This window comes from Streptomyces sp. NPDC043996 (assembly GCF_056435225.1).
The window spans coordinates 233,345-252,357 of the sequence record NZ_JBWKEY010000003.1 but is presented as its reverse complement, the minus strand read 5'-3'; the positions used below and the strand labels follow the sequence as shown (position 1 = coordinate 252,357).

Genomic DNA, 19,013 nt, shown 5'->3' with positions numbered 1-19,013 from the left:
GTCTACGCTGGACGGGTGCCGGAGGACGTGGGGGGCATGCCGTCTCCGGACGGCAGAGAGCCCGACGACGACCGCGACCACGGGGATGCGGACGATGAGTTCGCCTCCGTGGTCTTCGACGAGGACTTCGTGCGGGCCGCGGAAATCCACGAGCCCACCGCCGTGGAGCGGCTCGTGGCCGCCGCGCAGGCCCGGGCGGAGGCAGAGGCCCGCCGCGGCCGCGCCCGCCGCCGGGGCCCGGACACCGACGACGACTTCGACGAGTACGGGCCCGAGGGGTACGGCCCGGACGACGGCGCCTTCGGCCCCGACGGCGAGTACGGCCCCGACGGCGACCTCGACGACGCCGACCTCCTCGAGGACGGCCGGGGGCGCTACGGCCGCCGCGCCGGAGCCGCCCGCTGGCACCGCCCCGTCGCCTGGATGCTCGCCCTCCTGATGGGCATCGGCATGGTCGCCTTCGCCTTCGCCGCGGTCTACCGCGGCGCGTCCGGCGGCCGCCAGGACCGCATACCCCCGCCCGCGACCACCGAGGTCGAACAGACCACGGGCGCGGGCGAAGCAGGAGGGCCCTCGGCGTCGGCGGAGTTCGGCCGGCCCGCCGTGTCCGCGGAGCCGCGCACGCCCTGACGGCCCTCGCGAGCACCCGCACAAGCCCGCCCCGCACCCGGCGACGGCGCGTGAGGAGTTGTCAGAAGTTGTCGTGTACCAGGGCGTTTACCTCACGTCCCGGAGACCTACCCTGAAGGTATGGGCGGGCCAGGAGAACCACCTGCGGGGACACCCGAGGGAGTTCCCGGAGGCGAGGACGAGTACCGATCCGTCGTCTTCGACGAGTCGTTCGTGCGCGCCGCGCGATTACAGGAGTTCTCGGCGCGCGAGCGGATGGGGGAGCACGCGCGCGCCGTACGCCGCAGGCCGACCGCGCACCGCAGGCTCTCCCGCCAAGTGGTGATCCTCGTCGTCCTCATCGCCGTCGCCTTCGGCACCGCGATCTACATGGGCGTACGGCACCCGTACGACACCCCCGTCGCCCAGCGCCCCGAGCCGCTGCGCATGACCGTCGTCCCGCTCGCCCCCCAGGGCGCCGTGCCCGGCACCGAGAAGGTCGCCGACCTGTTCGCGAAGAGCCAGGCCGCGCAGTTCCGCGTCGGCGCGGGCGGCATCACCCTGCCCGCGGCCCGCCGCACCGCGCACTTCAGCGAGGACCAGGTCGTCTCCGCCCTGTCCACCGCCAAGGACTACCTGGTCGAGTCCTCGCTCGACCCGGACGTGCTCACTGGCCGCGCCGTCCGCTCCGCCCGCGTCCTGCTCGACCCGGCCCAACTCGACCAGTTCGACCGGAGCTTCACCCACCCGGCCGCCGACGGACGGCACGCGCCCACCGGCTGGCTGGTGCGGTTCGACCCGAGGAGGACGGCGCTCGCCGACCCGGGCGTGCGCGTCAACGGCACCCTGCGGGCGGACGAGACCAACAAGGACACCCTCGAGGTCTCCTCCGACCACACCTTCGTCTACGCGCTGCGCCCGGCGAACGCCGACGACCGGGCGCGCGCCTCGCTGTTCACCGTCCGCCGCGAGCTGCACTTCCGCTTCGACCGCGACGACCTGCGCATGCACCAGGCCGAACTGCTCGTGTCGTACGTCCAGGCCGGACCGCTCGCCTGCGCCACCGACACCACCCGCAGGCTGCTGCCGCTGCTCGCGGGCCAGAAGGCGCCGACGGGCGGCCCCGCGGGCACCGACCCGTACGCGACGGGCGACGCGACCGCGCTGTGCGGAACGCTGGCACGGGCGGCCCAGCCGCGGCTGTAGCGCCGGGGCTAGCCGCCTGGGGGCCGGTGTGCGGGCCTGTGGGCTACTTGTCGTCGCCGTCGGAAGACCCCGAGCTGGACCCCGAGCCGGACCCTGATCCCGACCCTGAACCCGACCCCGACCCCGACCCGCCGCCCGGCCCCGTGAACCGGTCGCGCAGCTTGCCGCCGAGGTCGCCCGCGCCGCCCGCGATGTCGCTGACCAGCTTCATCAGCGGGTCCTTGCTGTTGCGGACGTTGTCCGCGTACGCCGACGCCGACTGCCGGAAGGAGTCGCTGACCGAGGCGTCCTTGTCCTCGCTGCGGCGCGGGTAGTGGCCGTCCATGACGCGCTGGTAGTCGCGGCTCTCGGCCCACTTCTTCAGCTCGGCGGCGCGCACGGTGGTGAAGGGGTGCGTGCGCGGCAGCACGTTCAGGATCTTCAGGACGGAGTCGCGCAGGTCGCCGCCCGCCTCGTACTCCTCGGCCTGCTCCAGGAACGCGTCCACGTTCATCTCGTGCAGGTGGTTGCCGCCCGCGATCTTCATCAGGCCGCGCATGGACGCCTGGAGGTCCTGGCCGACGAGCAGGCCCGCGCGGTCCGCGGACAGCTCGGACTTGCGGAACCACTCGCGCAGCGCGGTCACGATCGCCATGATCGCGACGGAACCGAGCGGAATCCACGCCACCTTCAGGGCGAGGTTCGTCAGGAACAGCAGGATCGTGCGGTACACGGAGTGGCCGGACAGGGCGTGTCCCACCTCGTGCCCGATGGTCGCGCGCATCTCCTCCTCGTCGAGCAGCTCGACCAGGCCGGTCGTGACGATGATGATCGGCTCGTCGAGCCCGATGCACATCGCGTTCGGCGTCGGGTCCTGCGTCACGTACATCGGCGGGACCTTCTCCAGGTCCAGGATGTAACAGGCGTCCCGCAGCATGTCGTTGAGGTGCGCGAACTGGGCGTCGGACACGCGCACGGAGTCCGACAGGTACAGCAGCCGCAGGCTCCGCTCGGGCAGCAGCCCGCTGAGCGCCTTGAAGACCGTGTCGAAGCCGCTGAGCTTGCGCAGGGCCACCAGGGCCGAGCGGTCCGCCGGGTGCTCGTACGTGCGTGACGAGATGCCGGGGAAGCGCCTGCGCTGCCGGCTCGGCACCTGCTCGTGCCCGTCCCCCGTGCCGCCGTGGTTGCTGCCGTTGGTCATGCCGCGTCCCCCATGTCGAGTCTCGATCGGGCCCCCGAGATGAGGTCAAGACTAGGCGGAGATACCGTGACGGGGCAGCACACAGAAGGAGCCACCCGCCATGGAGCACATCTCCGCAGCCGACGCCCTCACCCTGGCCGCCCAGGCGGCCGGCCGGCAGGGCCCGGGCAACCTGCTGCGCGTCGTCCTCATCGTGATGGTCATCGGCTGCGTGCTGGTGGGCTGGCTGCTGCTGCGCGGCTACCGCAAGTAGGTTTTCCAGCCCGTCCGGCGTTTGAGGACGAGGCGCGAAGCGCCGATGAACGGGGGCCCCGGGGGCGGAGCCCCCGGTTTCGGGAAGGGGCGGGCTTGGGGAGCCCCCGGCAGGGCGCCGTCGCCGCACGCACCCGCCCCGCATACGATGTGCCCAAGTCTTTACCCCGATCCCACACCGGATAGGTCCTGCTGACGATGAGCCTCCACGCCACCGCCGCCCAGTTGGTCACCCTCGCCTCCTCCGAAGGTGAGCACGTCGACGAGCACGCGAGCATCAGCCCCTACGTCACCGGCGGCGGCGCCCTCGTCGTGCTCCTCCTGCTCCTGTGGATCACCACGCGCTTCAACCGCGACCGCTGACCCGTAAGGCTGAAACCGGGGACGTCCACCGGGGCCGGTAGTGTCTGCACGCATGGGAGAGCAGGACATGCCTACCGGCCCGCGGGGCGGCCCGGGCACCGGCCCGGCGAGCGCCGCCAAGCGCCGTCTGGGCGTCATGGGTGGAACGTTTGACCCGATCCACCACGGACACCTGGTGGCGGCCAGTGAGGTCGCCGCCCAGTTCCACCTCGACGAGGTCGTGTTCGTACCGACCGGGCAGCCGTGGCAGAAGAGCCACAAGCAGGTCTCGGCCGCCGAAGACCGCTATCTGATGACGGTCATCGCGACCGCGGAGAACCCGCAGTTCTCCGTCAGCCGCATCGACATCGACCGCGGCGGCCCCACTTACACCACGGACACCCTGCGCGATCTGCGCCGCCTCAACCCCGACACGGATCTGTTCTTCATCACGGGCGCCGACGCGCTCGGCCAGATCCTCACCTGGCGGGACACCGAAGAGCTGTTCTCGCTGGCCCACTTCGTCGGCGTCACCCGTCCGGGCCACCCCCTGACCGACCCCGGCCTGCCCGAGGGCGGGGTCTCACTGGTGGAGGTCCCGGCCCTCGCCATCTCCTCGACGGACTGCCGCTCCCGGGTCTCCAAGGGCGAGCCCGTCTGGTATCTGGTGCCGGACGGCGTGGTGCGTTACATCGACAAGCGCGAGCTGTACCGCGGCGAGTGAGCCGAGAGGGGCACCGGTGAACGACCGACAGTACGACCCTTACGGGGGCGAGTACGAGGGTGACGCGGCGGCTCAGTACGAGGTCGTCGGGTACGACGAGTACGGGCGGCCGGTCTACCAGCTGGTGCCCCGGCAGGCGCCCGCTCCCTCGTACGACACGTACGCCGGGCAGCAGCAGGCACAGGCGCAGGCGCAGCAGTCGCAGCAGGCGTACGGGTATGACCCGTACGCCCAGGGGGCGGGGCAGCAGGCCGCCGCTTCGGCGTATCCGCAGGGGTACGACGCGTACGCCACCGGAACTTCGTACGACACCGGTACGTCCCACGACGGCGGCACGGCTTTCGGCACGGCTTACGGCACCGCTTACGACACGGCGGAACAGACCGGCTGGATTCCGCAGCAGCAGCAACAACAGCAGGCCCAGCCGCAGGTGCCGCAGCAGCAGGCCCACCCCGCGGCGGACGCGGCGCGGGACGAGCGCGACGGGCAGGCCGGGGCCGGGCCCCACGGCACCGGTGCCAGCGATGACACCGGTGAGCCCCGCGAGTACCGCACCGAGCAGTTCTCGTTCATCGAGGAGCCCGACGAGAACTCCGAAGACGTCATCGACTGGCTGAAGTTCACCGAGAGCCGCACCGAGCGGCGCGAGGAGGCCAAGCGGCGCGGCCGCTCGCGGGTCGTCATCCTGGTCGTGGCCCTCGCGCTCGCCCTCGTCGGCGGCGTCGGCTACTTGTGGGCCGCGGGCGATCTGCCCGGACAGTCGGAGGACAAGTCCGGCGGCCCGGCCGCCACGGGACCGCAGAAGCGCGACGTCGTCGTCCTGCATCTGCACAACACCAAGGGCGGCGGCACCTCCACGGCGCTGCTCGTGAACAACACCACCACCCAGCGCGGCACCACCGTCCTGCTGCCCAACTCCCTGGCCCTCACCGGCGACGACGGCACCACGACCACGCTCGGCAAGTCCGTCGACGACGACGGCTCCTCCGGCACCCGCGAGCAGTTGGACACGCTGCTCGGCACCAAGGTCGAGGGCACCTGGCGCCTCGACACCCCCTTCCTCAACAACCTCGTCGAACTCGTCGGCAACATCGACATCGACACCGACGCCGACGTGCCGGACCCCAAGGCCAAGCGCGAGGGCGAGGCGCCGCTCGTGAAGAAGGGCGAGGAGCAGACCCTCAGCGGCCCGATGGCCGTCGCGTACGCCACCTACCGCGCGCCCGGCGAGGACGAGAGCGCGCAGCTGGACCGGTTCGGGCAGGTCATGCGGGGTGTGCTGCGCAAGCTGTCGTCCGACCCGCAGGCCGCGACGGTCACCGTGCAGTCGCTCGCGCAGATCCTCGACCCGTCCCTGAAGGAGAAGGACCTCGGCGCCTTCCTCGCCAAGCTCGCCGAGCGCGCCAAGGGCGGCGACTACGCCACGTCCGTCCTTCCGGTGCGGCAGGACGGCACCCTGACCGAGAAAACCTCCGACAGCGTCGTCAAGAACGTCCTCGGCGGCGTGGTGAAGAGCCCCGACCACGGCGCGGCCGTACGGGTCGGCGTGAAGAACGCGACCGGCGGCGAGGACGCCTCGGAGGCCGCCCGCATCGCCCTGGTCAACGGCGGCTTCACCTTCGTCGACGGCGGCACCGGATCCGCGGCGACCGCCTCGCGGGTCACCTACGCCGACGCCGCGAAGAAGAAGGAGGCACAGGAGGTCGCCAAGACCCTCGGCCTCCCGGCGTCCGCCGTCACCAAGGGCAGGGCGGCGGCGAACGCGGACGTCTCGGTGGAACTCGGACGGGACTACAAGGCCCTGAAGCCCCAGTGAGCCCCAGTGAGCCCCCGCTCCGCCAGCGCGGCGGGGGCTGCCGGGCGACCGGCGGCGGGGCGGCCCCGGAGATCACTGGGGCCGCCCGGACGGCTGACCCGCGGCTCCCGGGGCTGCTCCGGAGCTTCTGCGGCTGCTCCGGAGCGTCCGCGGCGGGGCCTCCCGCACGGTGATCGAATAATCGTCTGGGGAGCGGTCGGCAGTCCGTGAGACCCTTGTCGAGTATTTGCCCGTCTGAAGGAAAGCTCTCTAGTGACCGCCACGGACCGCTCCACCGAGCTCATCACCGTCGCCGCCCAGGCGGCCGCCGACAAGCTCGCGCACGACATCATCGCGTACGACGTCAGCGACGTGCTGTCGATCACGGACGCCTTCCTGCTCGCCTCCGCCCCCAACGACCGCCAGGTCAAGTCGATCGTCGACGAGATCGAGGAACGCCTCAGCAAGGAGCTCGGCGCCAAGCCGGTCCGCCGCGAGGGCGACCGCGAGGCCCGCTGGGTCCTGCTCGACTACGTCGACATCGTGGTGCACGTCCAGCACAGCGAGGAGCGCGTCTTCTACGCGCTCGAGCGCCTGTGGAAGGACTGCCCCGAGATCGAGCTGCCCGCCGACGCCAAGGCCACCCGGGGCAAGGCCGCCGAGCACGCCAAGCTGCAGCAGGCGGCCGAGGAGGCCGACCTCGGCGGTGAGCTGCGGTGACGAGCCGCGGCTGCCGCATCATCCTGTGGCGGCACGGCCAGACGTCCTGGAACCTGGAGCGCCGCTTCCAGGGCTCCACGGACATCGAGCTGACCGAGGCGGGCCGGTCCCAGGCCCGGCGCGCCGCCCGGCTCCTCGCCTCCCTGAAGCCGGACGCGATCATCGCCTCCGACCTCAAGCGCGCCGCCGCCACGGCCGCCGAGCTCGCCGCCGTCACGGGCCTGGAGGTCACGCACGACGAGGGCCTGCGCGAGACGTACGCCGGTGACTGGCAGGGCCTCACGCACGAAGAGATCATCGAGCGCTACGGCGAGCAGTACGCCGCGTGGAAGCGCGGCGAGCCGGTGCGGCGCGGCGGCGGCGAACTGGAGACCGAGGTCGCCGACCGGGCCGCCCCCATCGTCCTGCGGCACGCCGAGAAGCTCCCGGACAACGGCACGCTGGTCGTCGCCAGCCACGGCGGCACGATCCGCACGACCATCGGCCGCCTCCTCGGCCTGGAGTCCCACCACTGGGAAAGCCTGGGCGGGCTCTCCAACTGCTGCTGGTCCGTCCTCGGCCAGGGCGCCCGCGGCTGGCGCCTCCTCGAGCACAACGCGGGCACGCTGCCGGAGCCGGTGCTCGGCGACGACGACTAGCCCTCCAGGCGGGCGAGGGGCGGTCGGCCTTCGCCCCGGGCCGCGGCCCGGGCCCGGATTTCGCATTCGGGCAGGTGGCAGGCTAAAGTTCTTCTTGTTCGGCCCGCGGAGCGGGAAGAACGGAAGAACACAAGGGGCTATAGCTCAGTTGGTAGAGCGCTTGCATGGCATGCAAGAGGTCAGGAGTTCAATTCTCCTTAGCTCCACAAGATTCATCAGATTCATCAGAGAGGTCCCGTCCCCGTCGAGGGGGCGGGGCTTTTTCGTTGCCCGCGTGAGCCGGGGCGGCCGGGACCAGGGCGCCGGAGCCCGGGCGGCCGAGCCGGTGGCGGCCGAGCCCGTGGCGGCCGAGCCCGTGGCGGCCGAGCCCGTAGCCCGCCGGGTCAGGCCAGGCCCCCGGCTTCCTTCGCCCCCTCCTCCGCGCGCCGCAGCTCCCGCAGCCGGGCCGCCCCCCGCAGCGTCTCCTCGTCGGCCGGTGTGTACGCCACGATCCGGCAGTCCGGCATGCCGTTGATGGACAGCGAGACCGACGTCATCCGCAGCTCGCCCACCGCGCCGTGCCGGAACGTCTTCACGCGCGGGCCCGGCGGCACCACGTCCCCGCTCGCCCAGAGCCGCGCGAAGTGCGGGCTGGCCGCCGACAGTTCCCGTACGAACTCCTCCCAGGCGGGCTCGCCCACGTGCCGTCCGTACGCCCCGCGCAGCGTCGCCACCATCACCGGGAGCTCCGACTCCCTGAAGACCAGCGGGCAGTACCGCTCGGGCACCACGAACAGCGACCACAGCACGTTCGGCACGCCTATCGCCTCGATCTCCGGGACGACGAAGAGATCGCGGTAGGCGGGGTTCGTGGCGAGGATGTCGTAGCGCGTGTTGTAGACCACCGCCGGGTGCGGGTCCATCGCGTCGATGAGGCCCTGGATCTCCGGGCCGACCGTGAGCACCGGAGCCTCGTGCCGCGCGGCGTACGGCACCTCGGCGAGGTGGTACAGGTGCTCGCGCTCGGTTCTGTCCAGGCGCAGCGTGCGGGCGACGGCGTCAAGGACCTGCGCGGACGCGTTGATGGGGCGGCCCTGCTCCAGCCAGGTGTACCAGGTCACGCCGACGCCGGAGAGCTGGGCGACTTCCTCGCGGCGCAGCCCCGGCGTGCGGCGGCGCGGGCCCGGCGGCATGCCCACGTCGGCCGGAGTGACCCGGGCCCTGCGGCCGCGCAGGAACGCGGCCAGCTCGTGGCGACGCCGGGCCCGCGCGGCCCCGGGAGCGCCCGAGGGCGCCGCCCGGCCGGTGACCGACCCCCGTGCGGCCCCGGCCGGGTGGCGCTCCACGCCCCGGATGCCGGGCGGCGCGGCGGCCCCGCCCACCCTGCTCGTCGTGTCCATCGTCGTCACGTCCCCCATCGTCGACGCCGGGCCCGGCCCGTGCCAGGTGCTGTCAGTACCAGCATCCGCGGGCTCTCACTACCTGTACCGGGCGCTCGGCACGCTCAGGGGCATGACGACCACCGCCCCATCGGCACCGAGTCCCGCCTCAACTCCCATATCCAGTAAAGCGCCCGGCACTGACATCCGGCCCGGACGCGTCCTCGCGGCCGTGCTCGCCGCCCAGTTCATGGCGCTGCTCGACGTGTTCATCGTCAACGTCGCGGCGCCCACGATCCGCGCCGACCTGGGTGCCTCCGGCGCCGGGCTGCAACTGGTGATCGCGGGCTACACCCTCACGTACGCGGTCCTGCTGATCACCGGCGCCCGGCTCGGCGAGCGGCTCGGGCACCGCCGCGTCTACCTCACCGGCCTCGCCCTCTTCACCGCCGCCTCCCTCGCCTGCGGGCTGAGCCAGAGCACCGGCCAGCTGATCGCCTTCCGGTTCGTGCAGGGCGCGGGCTCCGCGCTGCTGATCCCGCAGGTGCTCAGCCTCATCCAGCGCACCTTCACCGGCGAGGCCCGGGTGCGCGCGCTCGGCGCCTACTCGGCGGTCCTCGCGACCGGCGCCGCCGCCGGGCAGGTGCTGGGCGGGGTCCTGGTCAGCGCCGACCTGCTCGGCGCGGGCTGGCGCCCGGTGTTCCTGGTGAACGTGCCGGTGGGCGTGGTCCTGCTGGTCCTCGCCTCCCGCGTCCTGCCGCCCGACGGCGCGCACGCGCGCCGCGCGCGCGGCCTGGACCTGCCGGGTCTGGTGCTCCTCGGCGCCACCGTGTCCCTGTTCACCGTGCCGCTGGTGCTCGGCGAGCAGGAGGGGTGGCCGCTGTGGACCTGGCTGTCCCTGGCCGCCTGCGCGGCGCTCCTCGCCGTGTTCGTCGGGTACGAGTCGCGCCTGGCCCGGCGCGGCGGCGCGCCCCTGATCTCGCCGCGCCTGCTGCGCGCCCCGGGCATGGCGCTCGCCGTGTTCCGCGTCGGCGCGGTCATGGCCGTCAACGCGGGCTTCCTGTTCGCGCTCACCCTGCATGTGCAGGGCGGCCTCGGCTACAGCGCGCTGCGCGCCGGTCTGACGTTCGCGCCGTCCGCGGTGTGCTTCGGCGTGGTCGGCCTGACCTGGCGGCGCTGGCCCGCGGCCGTCCAACCGGCCCTTGTCCCCGGCGGGTTCGCGCTCACCGCGGCGTCGACCCTCGCCTTCGGCCTGCTGCTGCGGGACGGCGGCCCGTGGCTGTATCTGGCGCTCGTCGGCGCGGGCGCCGGGATGGCGATGGCCTTCAGCCCCGCGCTCACGCGCGCGCTGGCCACCGTCGGGCCGGAGGACGCCGCGGACGCCAGCGGCTTCCTCGCGACGGTCACCCAGCTCGGCCAGGTGTCCGGCGTCGCCGTCTTCGGCGCTGTTTTCCTCGGTCGGCTTGAGTCGCGGGGGGCTTCTGGGGCGTACTCATCGGCGGACGCGCTCCTGGTGTGCTCCTACGCGCTCGCCGCGCTGGCCGCCGTCGGTGCCGTGTCCGGACTGGTACGTATGCGTCGCTGACCGGCTCGCCGTGGTCGTGGCAGAATTCGGTGGGCCGGAAGGGGACTGCACCAGTGCGCCGACGGTGACCCGACGGGAGGGAGAGCGCGATGCCTGCGAGCAGCCTCGGGGAGGCCGGCCGCCTCCCCGAAGTGGCGGAGATACGGTCCGGCGACGCCACGCTCCTCAACTGCCCTTCCTGCGGTTCGTCCCACGTCGCCCAAGTCCTCGGTGACAACGGCGGAGTCAGTTACGTGTGCACGGCCTGCGGCCACAGCTGGAGCTGATCGATGGGTGCCCACAGGCGGAAGTGCGACTGGTGCGGCAGCGGTACGCCGATCGTCCGCGACATGGAACCGGTCAACCCGGACTACCAGTACTGGTGCGAGGAGTGCGCGCGGGCGCTGATCATAAAAGGCGACCCCATCGAGACGTACCGCGAGCTCGAAGGGGAGCCGATCTACGGCCGTCTGCTCGACGAGCACTGCACGCTCAAGCGCTTCTACTCCTTCGCTACGGCCTGATCCGCGCCCTTGCCGGGCGGCCGTGCCCCTGACGGTGCCACTGACGGTGCTTGTGGCCGCGTCCCTGAGGCTGCCTTCGACCGAGCCCCGCGCTTGGGACCGCGCCCCGCGCACACGCCGGCTGCCGCGGCGAGGAAGGCGACGGCGGTCAGCGGATAGAGCGCCGACAGTGTCATCTGGCCAAAGTTCTGGTCGAGTTCGGGCCGCCCGGGCCGATGCGGCACCCACCACAGGGCGTACGAGCAGAACACCAGGAAGAGGCCGCCCGCCCCCGCCCACCACGCCCGTCCGCCGCCCCGCGCCGCCCGGGCCCACAGCAGCAGCGCCATCGGCACGCACCACACCCAGTGATGGGACCACGACACCGGGCTGACGAGCAGCGCGGTCGCCGCGCAGGCCACCGCGCCCCAGGCGCGCTCCCCGCGCGCCGCCGCGGCCACGGCGACCGCGAGGCCGCCCGCGCACACCAGGACGGCGCCCACCGTCCACCACGGACCCGGCTCATCGGTGTGCAGCAGCCGGGCGAGCACCCCGCGCAGCGACTGGTTCGCGGTCTGTTCCGTGTGCCCGGCCCGGTTCGCCTCGAACACCACCCGGGTCCAGAAGCGCCGGGAGTTGTCTGGGAGCACGGCCGCCGCGAGCAGCGTCGCGCCCAGGAAGGCGCCGGCGGCCACGCACGCGTGCCGCACGGCGGGCCGCCAGACGCCCCGCCGCGCGGCCGCCGCGACGCCCACGAGGAGCAGGAACACGGCGAAGAGCGCGGGCGTGAGCTTGATCGCCGCGGCGACGCCGATGCCCACCCCCGCCCACCGGTGTCCGGGGCGCCGCGTCAGGTCCCAAAGGACCAGGACGGCGAGCAGCAGATTGACCTGCCCGTAGCGCAGCGTCGTCCACACCGGCTCCGCCCACACCGCGAGCGCGGACACCCACAAGGCGGCCTCCACGCGCGCGTGGCCCCACGGAGTGCCCCCGCGCGCGTGGCGCTGCTGCTCGAGCAGCCGCAGGCACAGGTACGCGAAGACCACCAGCAGGAGCAGGTTCCCGGCCGTGGCGAGCGTCTTCAGGTCGGCCGTGTCCGGCAGCGTCAGCGGCGTGAAGAGGATCCCGGCGAAGGGCGGGTACGTCATGGGCAGGTGCGCCTCGGTGGCCCGCAGGGCGTACAGATCACCGCCCGCGCGCACGGCCTCGCCCTCCGCGCGGTAGACCATCAGGTCGATCAGCGACACCTGTGCGGTGCGCTGGGCGGTCCAGAAGGCGGCGAAGGACAGCAGGCAGCCGACGGCGGCGAGGGGCAGACGGTGGCGGGCGGCAGGGGGCGCGAGCACGGTCACGCGGCGGGACGGTACCGGCCCCGGACGTCCCTCCCGGGAACGCTCACGCGTCCGGGACGGAAACGATTTGGTGGAGCACGGGGGTGACCGTGTAATGTTGGCGGAGCCGCCGGGGGAACCGGGCGGACACAGCAAGGGGCTATAGCTCAGTTGGTAGAGCGCTTGCATGGCATGCAAGAGGTCAGGAGTTCAATTCTCCTTAGCTCCACAGCAGATGAGAGCGGGCCACCCGGATCGGGTGGCCCGCTCTTTCGTCGTCCCTCACTGCCGTCCGCTGCCCAGGGCCCTGCGCCCGCGCCCGCGCGGCAGCACCGGCGCCGCGGGAACGGCGCCCCCACGCGTGGGGGCCTCCTCGATGCGCAGGGCCAGCGCGGGACAGCGGCGCACGGCGCGCTGGGCGCGCGCTTCGGAGTAGCGCGGCACCACCGCCTCCGCGACCGACGGGAAGCCGTCCGCGCCCAGCTGGATCAGCTCCGGGACGATGTCCGCGCACAGGCCGTGGCCCTGGCACAGGGTCCAGTCGACGGCGAGCGTGCGGCCGCTGGGGGCCTCGCCCTGCGGGGAGTCGTCCTGGAGGGGCAGCACGCCCTCGACGGGACGCCCGCAGCCGTCGCCCAGGACGTGCGCCGCCAGGTCGTCGGTGAAGGCCGCGATCGTGGACTCCAGGAAGGCCGCCGAGCCGTCGGGGTGCTTGCAGGCGCCGCGCCGCTTGACCGCCCGCGTCACCTCGCGCAGCGCCTCCAGGGCGGTGGGTCCGCCGCCGTCCAGGACGTCCGCGAGGCCGCGCGCGGCGGCGGGAAGGCCCAGGTAGCAGGGGCCGCACTGGCCCGAGCTCTCGCCGGCCAGCCAGTTCGCCACGCGCAGGGACTCGCCGAGCGGGCAGGTGCCGGGGCCGATCGGCAGGACCGCGCCCGCGCCGAGCGCGCCCCCGCAGGCCTCTAGGGCGGCCCGTGAGACGACCGCGTCGTGCGCGGTGGCCGCGTCCAGCCACTTGCCGTGATAGCCGCCCGTGAGGACGCCCTGTGGCAGCGGGGGAGCCCCCGCGAGCTGCAGAACGTACCGAAGGGGCACGCCCGTTGGCACCTCCACCACCATGGGGCGCGTGACCGCCCCGGAGAGGGTCAGGAGCACGGTGCCCGGCTCGTCGCGCAGCCCGGTGCGGCGATAGCGGTCCGCTCCGGTGCGGGCGGCGACGGCGAGCTGCGCGAACGTCTCCGCGTTCGACAGGAGCGTGGGCGCGCCGCCCACCCCGGAGTCGGCGGTGCGGACCTTGCGCCCCGGGGGCAGCGGCGGGCCGCCTTCGGCGGAGCGGACAAGGGCCGAGGACTCGCCGGTCACCATGCGCGCCGGATTGCGCTGCACGCGCGCGCGAAGCCGCGCTCCGCGCCGGTCGCCCAGGCCGCGCTCGGCGAGCGCCGAGCGCATCGAGGCCTCGGTGGAGTCGCGGGTCACGCCGATGACGAGGGTGCGCGCGCCAAGGGCCTCGGCGGCGAGCAGGGCGCCGTCGAGGATCAGGTGCGGGGCGCGGTTGATCAGGACGGTGTCCTTGCGGCAGGCGGGCTCGTCCTCGCTGCCGTTGACGACCACCACGGGGCGCACGCCGCGGCGGATCGCGGACTCGGCGACGGCCCGCAGCTTCGTGGCGAAGGGGAAGCCCGCGCCGCCCCGGCCGCGCAGCCCGATCGCGTCGGCGAGGGCGGCGAGGTGTTCGCCCGCGAGGGGCTCCACGGGGCCGTGCACCTTCAGGTGCATGCCCAGGTCGAGCCGCTCGACCAGATCGAATCCCGAGGTCAGCAGCGGAAGCCCGACGACGCGGACTTCGGGGACGTCGGGCAAGGACGCGTTCACTTGCTTCCTCCGGCGGACGCGTTCCAGGGTTCGCCGGTCGTGGGCGCCTGGAAGGGGCGGGGCAGGGGCTGGGTGGCGGCGCCGTCGCCACCGGAGGCGGGCTCGCGCAGGGGCTCGTGGGCGGGCGGGTGACAGGCGGTCCTGCCACCGGTGTCGTAGCCATAGGGGTCGTCGGCGTACGGATCGGTGGCCGTGGAGGCGAACGAGGTGTCTCCGTAGTCGTGCCGGGTGTCCTCGGGGTCGTAGGGGCCGTCTCCGGGGCCGTACCGGCTGTCTAAGGGGTCGAACCCGCTGCCCCCGGAGTCGTATCGGCTGCCTTCGGAGTCGTGTCGGCTGTCTCCAGGGGAGTACCGGCTGTCTTCAGAGGAGTACCGGCTGTCTCCGGAGTCGTACGACAACGGGATCTCGGGGGCCTCGGCGGGCGGTGGGGGTGACGGGGTGGGCCAGCGGGGTGTCACGGTGGGCAGCGCCTCGGTGGTCTTGAGGTCGGGGGGCAGGTCGGGGGATTCCTGGTCCGGCGGCACGGCCAGCGCGCGGTAGGCGGCGGCGATCCCGGCCACGGGGGACATGTCGGACGCGGCGGCGCCGAGGCCGGACGCCGTTCCCGGCAGCGGAGCGGAGGCGGTGTCCCGGCTTGGCGCGGCGTTGCGGCGGCCGGGGCGGCGTCCCGGGGTGCCCCGGCCGTCCGGTTCGAGGACGGCCAGGACGCGGGCGGCGACCTTGCGCTTGAGGGGGCGCGGGGCGGCGCGCAACGCCACCGCCGCGGCGACGGCGAGGAGGCACAGGCAGTACAGGGCGGTCACCCACGCCTTCGGCGGGCGTCCCGCGTACAGGCCGTGGATCAGGGCCGCGCACCAGGCGGGGTAGGCGAGCATGTGCAGCGCCCGCCACCGCGAGGCGACCTGGACCGGAGAGGCGAAGGCGCTGCGCAGCGCGCCGGTGACGCTGGTGGTCACCATCAGGAGGCCGGCGAGCGAGCCGAGGCCGATGAGGCCGTCGCCGCCGGTGACGCCGAGGCCGAAGGGGATGAGGGCGCCCACCAGGGACACGTGGTCGAGGGCGAGCTTGACGGTGCCGTGCAGCAGCAGGAAGCCCACGGAGGCCACCGCGGTGGCCCGGTGCACGGCCTGGGCGAGCAGGCGCTGCCGTGAGCGCAGGAAGAGCCGGTCGGAGGCCACCAGGCCCCAGGCGACGGACGCGGTCAGCGCGACGAGCGACAGCACTCCGGTGGTGAAGTCCAGGGCGGCACGGAAGTCATCGCCTCCGGCGACCACGAGCAGGGGTATGAGCAGCAGCGCGGCCGCGGCCAGCAGGCCTCGGGCGGCTCTGCCGGGGCCGGGGAACGGGCGGAGGGCGGGGGAGCCGGGGGGAACGAGGCTCTGGGGGCGCTTGTGGTGCGGGTGCAGAGGGTTCATGGGGGCGACTCCGAAATGGTCCGGTCGCCGCATGCTAAGTCGCCCCATACCGGCGGGTACGTGGTTTGAGTTATTGCGTTGTTATCAAAGCGCTACTCGATCTTGGTGTTGCCCCGATAGTGGGCGGTACGCGGAGTAATCTTTGGCCAAGGGTGAGCTTCCGCTTCCGGTGGCGCGCGCTCCCTCCGGATCCGGCCGTGAGGGGACAAAGCGCGTCGCTCGGCGCCAGGGCCCTGCGGTACCCTGACGCCATGCGTGCCGTACGCCTTCTGCTTAGCGGGCCGCGCTGATCAGTCCCGACCGCCAGTGAGCGCGGTCGGCATCGGCGCGGCGTCCCCTCCTGTGCGAGGGGCATTTTTATTTGGCCGCACGGCCGTTTCCGCAGGCAGAGACGATCGATGGAGCTTTGAGGACCATGAGCGAGACGAATTCCTCCGCCACCGCCGCAGGCGCGGGGGGCACCCCCTCGGCCGCCGAGGCGGCCGCGCCGCACCGCTACACGGCCGCCCTGGCGGCCGAGATCGAGGCGCGCTGGCAGGACTTCTGGGACGCCGACGGCACGTACGAAGCGCCCAACCCCAGCGGCGAGCTGGCCGGTGACCCGGAGCTGGCGGCCCGCCCCAAGAAGTTCATCCTGGACATGTTCCCGTACCCCTCCGGTGCGGGCCTGCACGTCGGCCACCCCCTGGGGTACATCGCCACGGACGTCTTCGCCCGCTTCCAGCGCATGACGGGCCACAACGTCCTGCACTCCCTGGGCTTCGACGCCTTCGGCCTGCCCGCCGAGCAGTACGCGGTGCAGACGGGCACGCACCCGCGCGTCTCCACCGAGGCCAACATGGTCAACATGAAGGCGCAGCTGCGCCGCCTGGGCCTGGGCCACGACAAGCGCCGCTCGTTCGCGACGATCGACCCGGAGTACTACAAGTGGACCCAGTGGATCTTCCTGCAGGTCTTCAACTCCTGGTACGACGACGAGCTGCGCAAGGCCCGTCCGATCGCCGACCTGGTCGCCCAGTTCGAGACCGGTGAGCGCCCCGTACCGGACTCCACGCGCGCGTGGAGCGAGCTGTCCGCCGCCGAGCGCGCCGACGTCCTGAGCGGCTTCCGCCTGGCCTACGCCTCCGATTCGCCCGTCAACTGGTGCCCCGGCCTGGGCACCGTCCTGGCCAACGAGGAAGTCACCGCCGACGGCCGCTCCGAGCGCGGCAATTTCCCCGTCTTCAAGTCCAAGCTGCGCCAGTGGAACATGCGCATCACGGCCTACGCCGACCGCCTGCTGGACGACCTGGACGCGCTGGACTGGCCCGAGGCCATCAAGCTGCAGCAGCGCAACTGGATCGGCCGCTCCGAAGGCGCCCGCGTCGACTTCCCCGTCGGCTCCGGCGACGCGGCGATCACCGTCTTCACCACCCGTCAGGACACCCTGTTCGGCGCCACCTACATGGTCCTGGCGCCCGAGCACGAGCTGGTCGACTCCCTGGTTCCGGCCGCCTGGCCCGAGGGCACCCACGAGGTGTGGACGGGCGGTCACGCGACCCCCGCCGAGGCCGTCGCGAAGTACCGCGCCACCGCCGCCGCCAAGTCCGACGTGGAGCGCCAGGCCGACGCCAAGGAGAAGACCGGTGTCTTCACGGGCGCGTACGCGACGAACCCGGTCAGCGGCGAGCGCGTCCCGGTCTTCATCGCCGACTACGTACTGATGGGCTACGGCACGGGCGCCATCATGGCCGTCCCGGCCCACGACACCCGTGACTTCGCCTTCGCCCGCGCCTTCGAGCTGCCGATGCGCTGCGTCGTCGAGCCCGCCGACGACCGGGGCACGGACCCCTCGACGTGGGACGACGCGTTCGCCTCGTACGACGCGAAGATCGTGAACTCCGCCAACGCGGAGATCCAGCTGGACGGCCTGGGCGTCGTCGACGCCAAGGCGCGCATCACCGAGTGGCTGGAGCGCAAGGGCATCGGCCACGGCACCGTCAACTTCCGGCTGCGCGACTGGCTGTTCAGCCGCCAGCGCTACTGGGGCGAGCCCTTCCCGATCGTCTACGACGAGGACGGCGTCGCGCACTCGCTGCCCGAGTCGATGCTGCCCCTGGAGCTGCCGGAGGTCGACGACTACTCCCCGCGCACCTTCGACCCGGACGACGCCGACACCCGGCCCGAGACCCCGCTGTCCCGCAACGAGGACTGGGTCAACGTGGAGCTGGACCTGGGCGACGGCGCCGGTCCGCGACGCTACCGCCGCGAGACCAACACCATGCCCAACTGGGCGGGCTCCTGCTGGTACGAGCTGCGCTACCTGGACCCGCACAACGACCAGCAGCTGGTCGCCCCCGACGTCGAGCGCTACTGGATGGGCCCGCGCGCGGGACAGCCGACGGGCGGCGCCGACCTGTACGTCGGCGGCGCCGAGCACGCCGTGCTGCACCTGCTGTACGCGCGCTTCTGGTCGAAGGTCCTGTTCGACCTGGGCCACATCTCGTCGGCCGAGCCGTTCCACAAGCTGTACAACCAGGGCATGATCCAGGCGTACGTCTACCGCGACAGCCGTGGCTTCCCCGTCCCGGCCGCCGAGGTCGAGGAGCGCGACGGGGCGTTCTTCTACGAGGGCGAGCCCGTCAAGCGCGAGCTGGGCAAGATGGGCAAGTCCCTGAAGAACGCCGTCACCCCGGACGAGATCTGCGAGGAGTACGGCGCGGACACCCTGCGCCTGTACGAGATGGCGATGGGCCCGCTGGACGTCTCCCGCCCCTGGGACACGCGCGCGGTCGTCGGCCAGTACCGCCTGCTGCAGCGCCTGTGGCGCCTGGTCGTCGACGAGGCCACCGGCGAGGCGACCGTCGTGGACGCCGAACCCGCTGAGGACACGCTGCGCGCGCTGCACAAGGCGATCGACGGCGTCCGCCAGGACCTGGAGGGCATGCGGTTCAACACCGCCATCGCCAAGGTCACCGAGCTGAACAACCACCTGACCAAGGCGGGCGGCGCGGTGCCGCGCTCCGTGGCCGAGAGCCTGGTGCTGATGGTCGCGCCGCTGGCCCCGCACGTCGCCGAGGAGCTGTGGCGCCGTCTGGGCCACACCGACTCGGTCGTCCACCAGGACTTCCCGGTCGCCGACCCCGCGTACGTCGTGGACGAGGCCGTGACCTGCGTCGTGCAGATCAAGGGCAAGGTCAAGGCCCGCCTGGAGGTCCCGCCGACCATCTCCGACGAGGAGCTGGAGAAGGCGGCCCTGGCCGACGAGCGGGTCGTGGCGGCGCTGGGCGGCGCGGGCATCCGCAAGGTCATCGTGCGGGCGCCGAAGCTGGTGAACATCGTTCCCGCCTGACCCTCCCTGACAGTGCGCGAGCGGCCGGACCCCACGCGGGGTCCGGCCGCTCAACTGTTCGCAGGGCCGGGCGTGTTGACCAGGCGCGTGGGCCGTCGGCGGCGGGCCCCGGGCGGCGGGGTTCCAGGCCCCCGGGCGGCGGGGTGCCGGGCCCTCGGGCGGCGGGGCGTATCGGG

17 protein-coding genes and 2 tRNA genes are annotated in these 19,013 nt (G+C 73.0%); 14 read left to right on the top strand and 5 right to left on the bottom strand.

What is annotated here, in order from left to right; genetic code table 11:
- Window positions 1-15 precede the first annotated feature (15 nt).
- Together AC07A4_RS08540 and AC07A4_RS08535 are read left to right on the top strand one after the other, a co-directional pair.
- A complete protein-coding gene (locus AC07A4_RS08540; protein ID WP_478594840.1) occupies window positions 16-630 on the top strand; it encodes an SCO2584 family spore wall biosynthesis protein in 615 nt (204 codons plus the stop codon).
- Window positions 631-750: 120 nt separating this feature from the next.
- On the top strand, window positions 751-1,815 hold the full coding sequence (locus AC07A4_RS08535; RefSeq protein ID WP_478594837.1) for an SCO2583 family membrane protein: 1,065 nt from the start codon (window positions 751-753) through the stop codon (window positions 1,813-1,815).
- Between the two features lie 43 nt (window positions 1,816-1,858).
- On the opposite strand, the gene AC07A4_RS08530 is transcribed toward AC07A4_RS08535, so the two are convergent.
- Complete coding sequence (locus AC07A4_RS08530) at window positions 1,859-2,995, bottom strand: M48 family metallopeptidase (protein WP_478594835.1); 1,137 nt, start codon at window positions 2,993-2,995, stop codon at window positions 1,859-1,861.
- Window positions 2,996-3,095: 100 nt separating this feature from the next.
- Between AC07A4_RS08530 and AC07A4_RS08525 the strand changes: the two genes are divergently transcribed.
- The 7 genes from AC07A4_RS08525 (at window position 3,096) to AC07A4_RS08495 (ending at window position 7,672) form a co-directional block, all read left to right on the top strand.
- Window positions 3,096-3,248: a hypothetical protein gene (locus tag AC07A4_RS08525; RefSeq protein ID WP_478594832.1), complete on the top strand. Its 153-nt coding sequence runs from the start codon at window positions 3,096-3,098 to the stop codon at window positions 3,246-3,248.
- 197 nt (window positions 3,249-3,445) lie between these two features.
- Entirely contained in the window at window positions 3,446-3,610 is a 165-nt protein-coding gene (locus tag AC07A4_RS08520; RefSeq protein ID WP_478594829.1) for a hypothetical protein, read from the top strand.
- Between the two features lie 52 nt (window positions 3,611-3,662).
- Window positions 3,663-4,313: a nicotinate-nucleotide adenylyltransferase gene (nadD, locus tag AC07A4_RS08515; protein ID WP_478594826.1), complete on the top strand. Its 651-nt coding sequence runs from the start codon at window positions 3,663-3,665 to the stop codon at window positions 4,311-4,313.
- Between the two features lie 16 nt (window positions 4,314-4,329).
- Window positions 4,330-6,129 (top strand): LCP family protein, encoded by a 1,800-nt coding sequence (locus AC07A4_RS08510; protein ID WP_478594823.1) that lies wholly within the window; start codon window positions 4,330-4,332, stop codon window positions 6,127-6,129.
- 252 nt (window positions 6,130-6,381) lie between these two features.
- A complete protein-coding gene (gene rsfS, locus AC07A4_RS08505) occupies window positions 6,382-6,828 on the top strand; it encodes a ribosome silencing factor (protein WP_478594821.1) in 447 nt (148 codons plus the stop codon).
- Window positions 6,825-7,466 (top strand): histidine phosphatase family protein, encoded by a 642-nt coding sequence (locus AC07A4_RS08500; protein WP_478594819.1) that lies wholly within the window; start codon window positions 6,825-6,827, stop codon window positions 7,464-7,466. Before rsfS ends, AC07A4_RS08500 begins: the two co-directional genes overlap by 4 nt.
- A 133-nt stretch (window positions 7,467-7,599) precedes the next feature.
- Window positions 7,600-7,672, top strand: a tRNA-Ala gene (locus AC07A4_RS08495).
- A 177-nt stretch (window positions 7,673-7,849) separates the two neighbouring features.
- Here the strand turns inward: AC07A4_RS08495 and AC07A4_RS08490 are convergent.
- On the bottom strand, window positions 7,850-8,863 hold the full coding sequence (locus AC07A4_RS08490; RefSeq protein WP_478594817.1) for a helix-turn-helix transcriptional regulator: 1,014 nt from the start codon (window positions 8,861-8,863) through the stop codon (window positions 7,850-7,852).
- A gap of 94 nt (window positions 8,864-8,957) precedes the next feature.
- Between AC07A4_RS08490 and AC07A4_RS08485 the strand changes: the two genes are divergently transcribed.
- From AC07A4_RS08485 to AC07A4_RS08475, 3 genes are all read left to right on the top strand, one after another.
- Window positions 8,958-10,409, top strand: a complete 1,452-nt coding sequence (locus AC07A4_RS08485; RefSeq protein WP_478594815.1) for an MFS transporter — start codon at window positions 8,958-8,960, stop codon at window positions 10,407-10,409.
- Window positions 10,410-10,498: 89 nt separating this feature from the next.
- A complete protein-coding gene (locus tag AC07A4_RS08480; RefSeq protein WP_478594812.1) occupies window positions 10,499-10,675 on the top strand; it encodes a hypothetical protein in 177 nt (58 codons plus the stop codon).
- Window positions 10,676-10,678: 3 nt separating this feature from the next.
- Window positions 10,679-10,912 carry a hypothetical protein gene (locus AC07A4_RS08475; RefSeq protein WP_016643127.1) on the top strand — a complete coding sequence of 78 codons (234 nt, stop codon included), beginning with the start codon at window positions 10,679-10,681 and terminating at the stop codon, window positions 10,910-10,912.
- Here AC07A4_RS08475 and AC07A4_RS08470 read toward each other — a convergent pair.
- On the bottom strand, window positions 10,891-12,243 hold the full coding sequence (locus AC07A4_RS08470; RefSeq protein WP_478594809.1) for a glycosyltransferase 87 family protein: 1,353 nt from the start codon (window positions 12,241-12,243) through the stop codon (window positions 10,891-10,893). The two genes, AC07A4_RS08475 and AC07A4_RS08470, sit on opposite strands and share 22 nt — an antisense overlap.
- A gap of 135 nt (window positions 12,244-12,378) precedes the next feature.
- On the opposite strand from AC07A4_RS08470, the gene AC07A4_RS08465 reads away from it, so the two are divergent.
- A tRNA-Ala gene (locus tag AC07A4_RS08465) sits at window positions 12,379-12,451 on the top strand.
- A 53-nt stretch (window positions 12,452-12,504) separates the two neighbouring features.
- On the opposite strand, the gene AC07A4_RS08460 is transcribed toward AC07A4_RS08465, so the two are convergent.
- Window positions 12,505-14,091: a ferredoxin gene (locus AC07A4_RS08460; protein WP_478594806.1), complete on the bottom strand. Its 1,587-nt coding sequence runs from the start codon at window positions 14,089-14,091 to the stop codon at window positions 12,505-12,507.
- Window positions 14,088-15,506, bottom strand: coding sequence for a ferric reductase-like transmembrane domain-containing protein (locus AC07A4_RS08455; RefSeq protein WP_478594804.1), 1,419 nt, complete (start codon window positions 15,504-15,506; stop codon window positions 14,088-14,090). The genes AC07A4_RS08460 and AC07A4_RS08455 overlap by 4 nt, the downstream gene beginning before the upstream one ends.
- Window positions 15,507-15,921: 415 nt before the next feature.
- Here AC07A4_RS08455 and leuS point away from each other — a divergent pair, with 415 nt between their 5' ends.
- Window positions 15,922-18,837, top strand: a complete 2,916-nt coding sequence (gene leuS, locus AC07A4_RS08450) for a leucine--tRNA ligase (RefSeq protein ID WP_478594801.1) — start codon at window positions 15,922-15,924, stop codon at window positions 18,835-18,837.
- The last annotated feature ends 176 nt before the right edge of the window (window positions 18,838-19,013 follow it).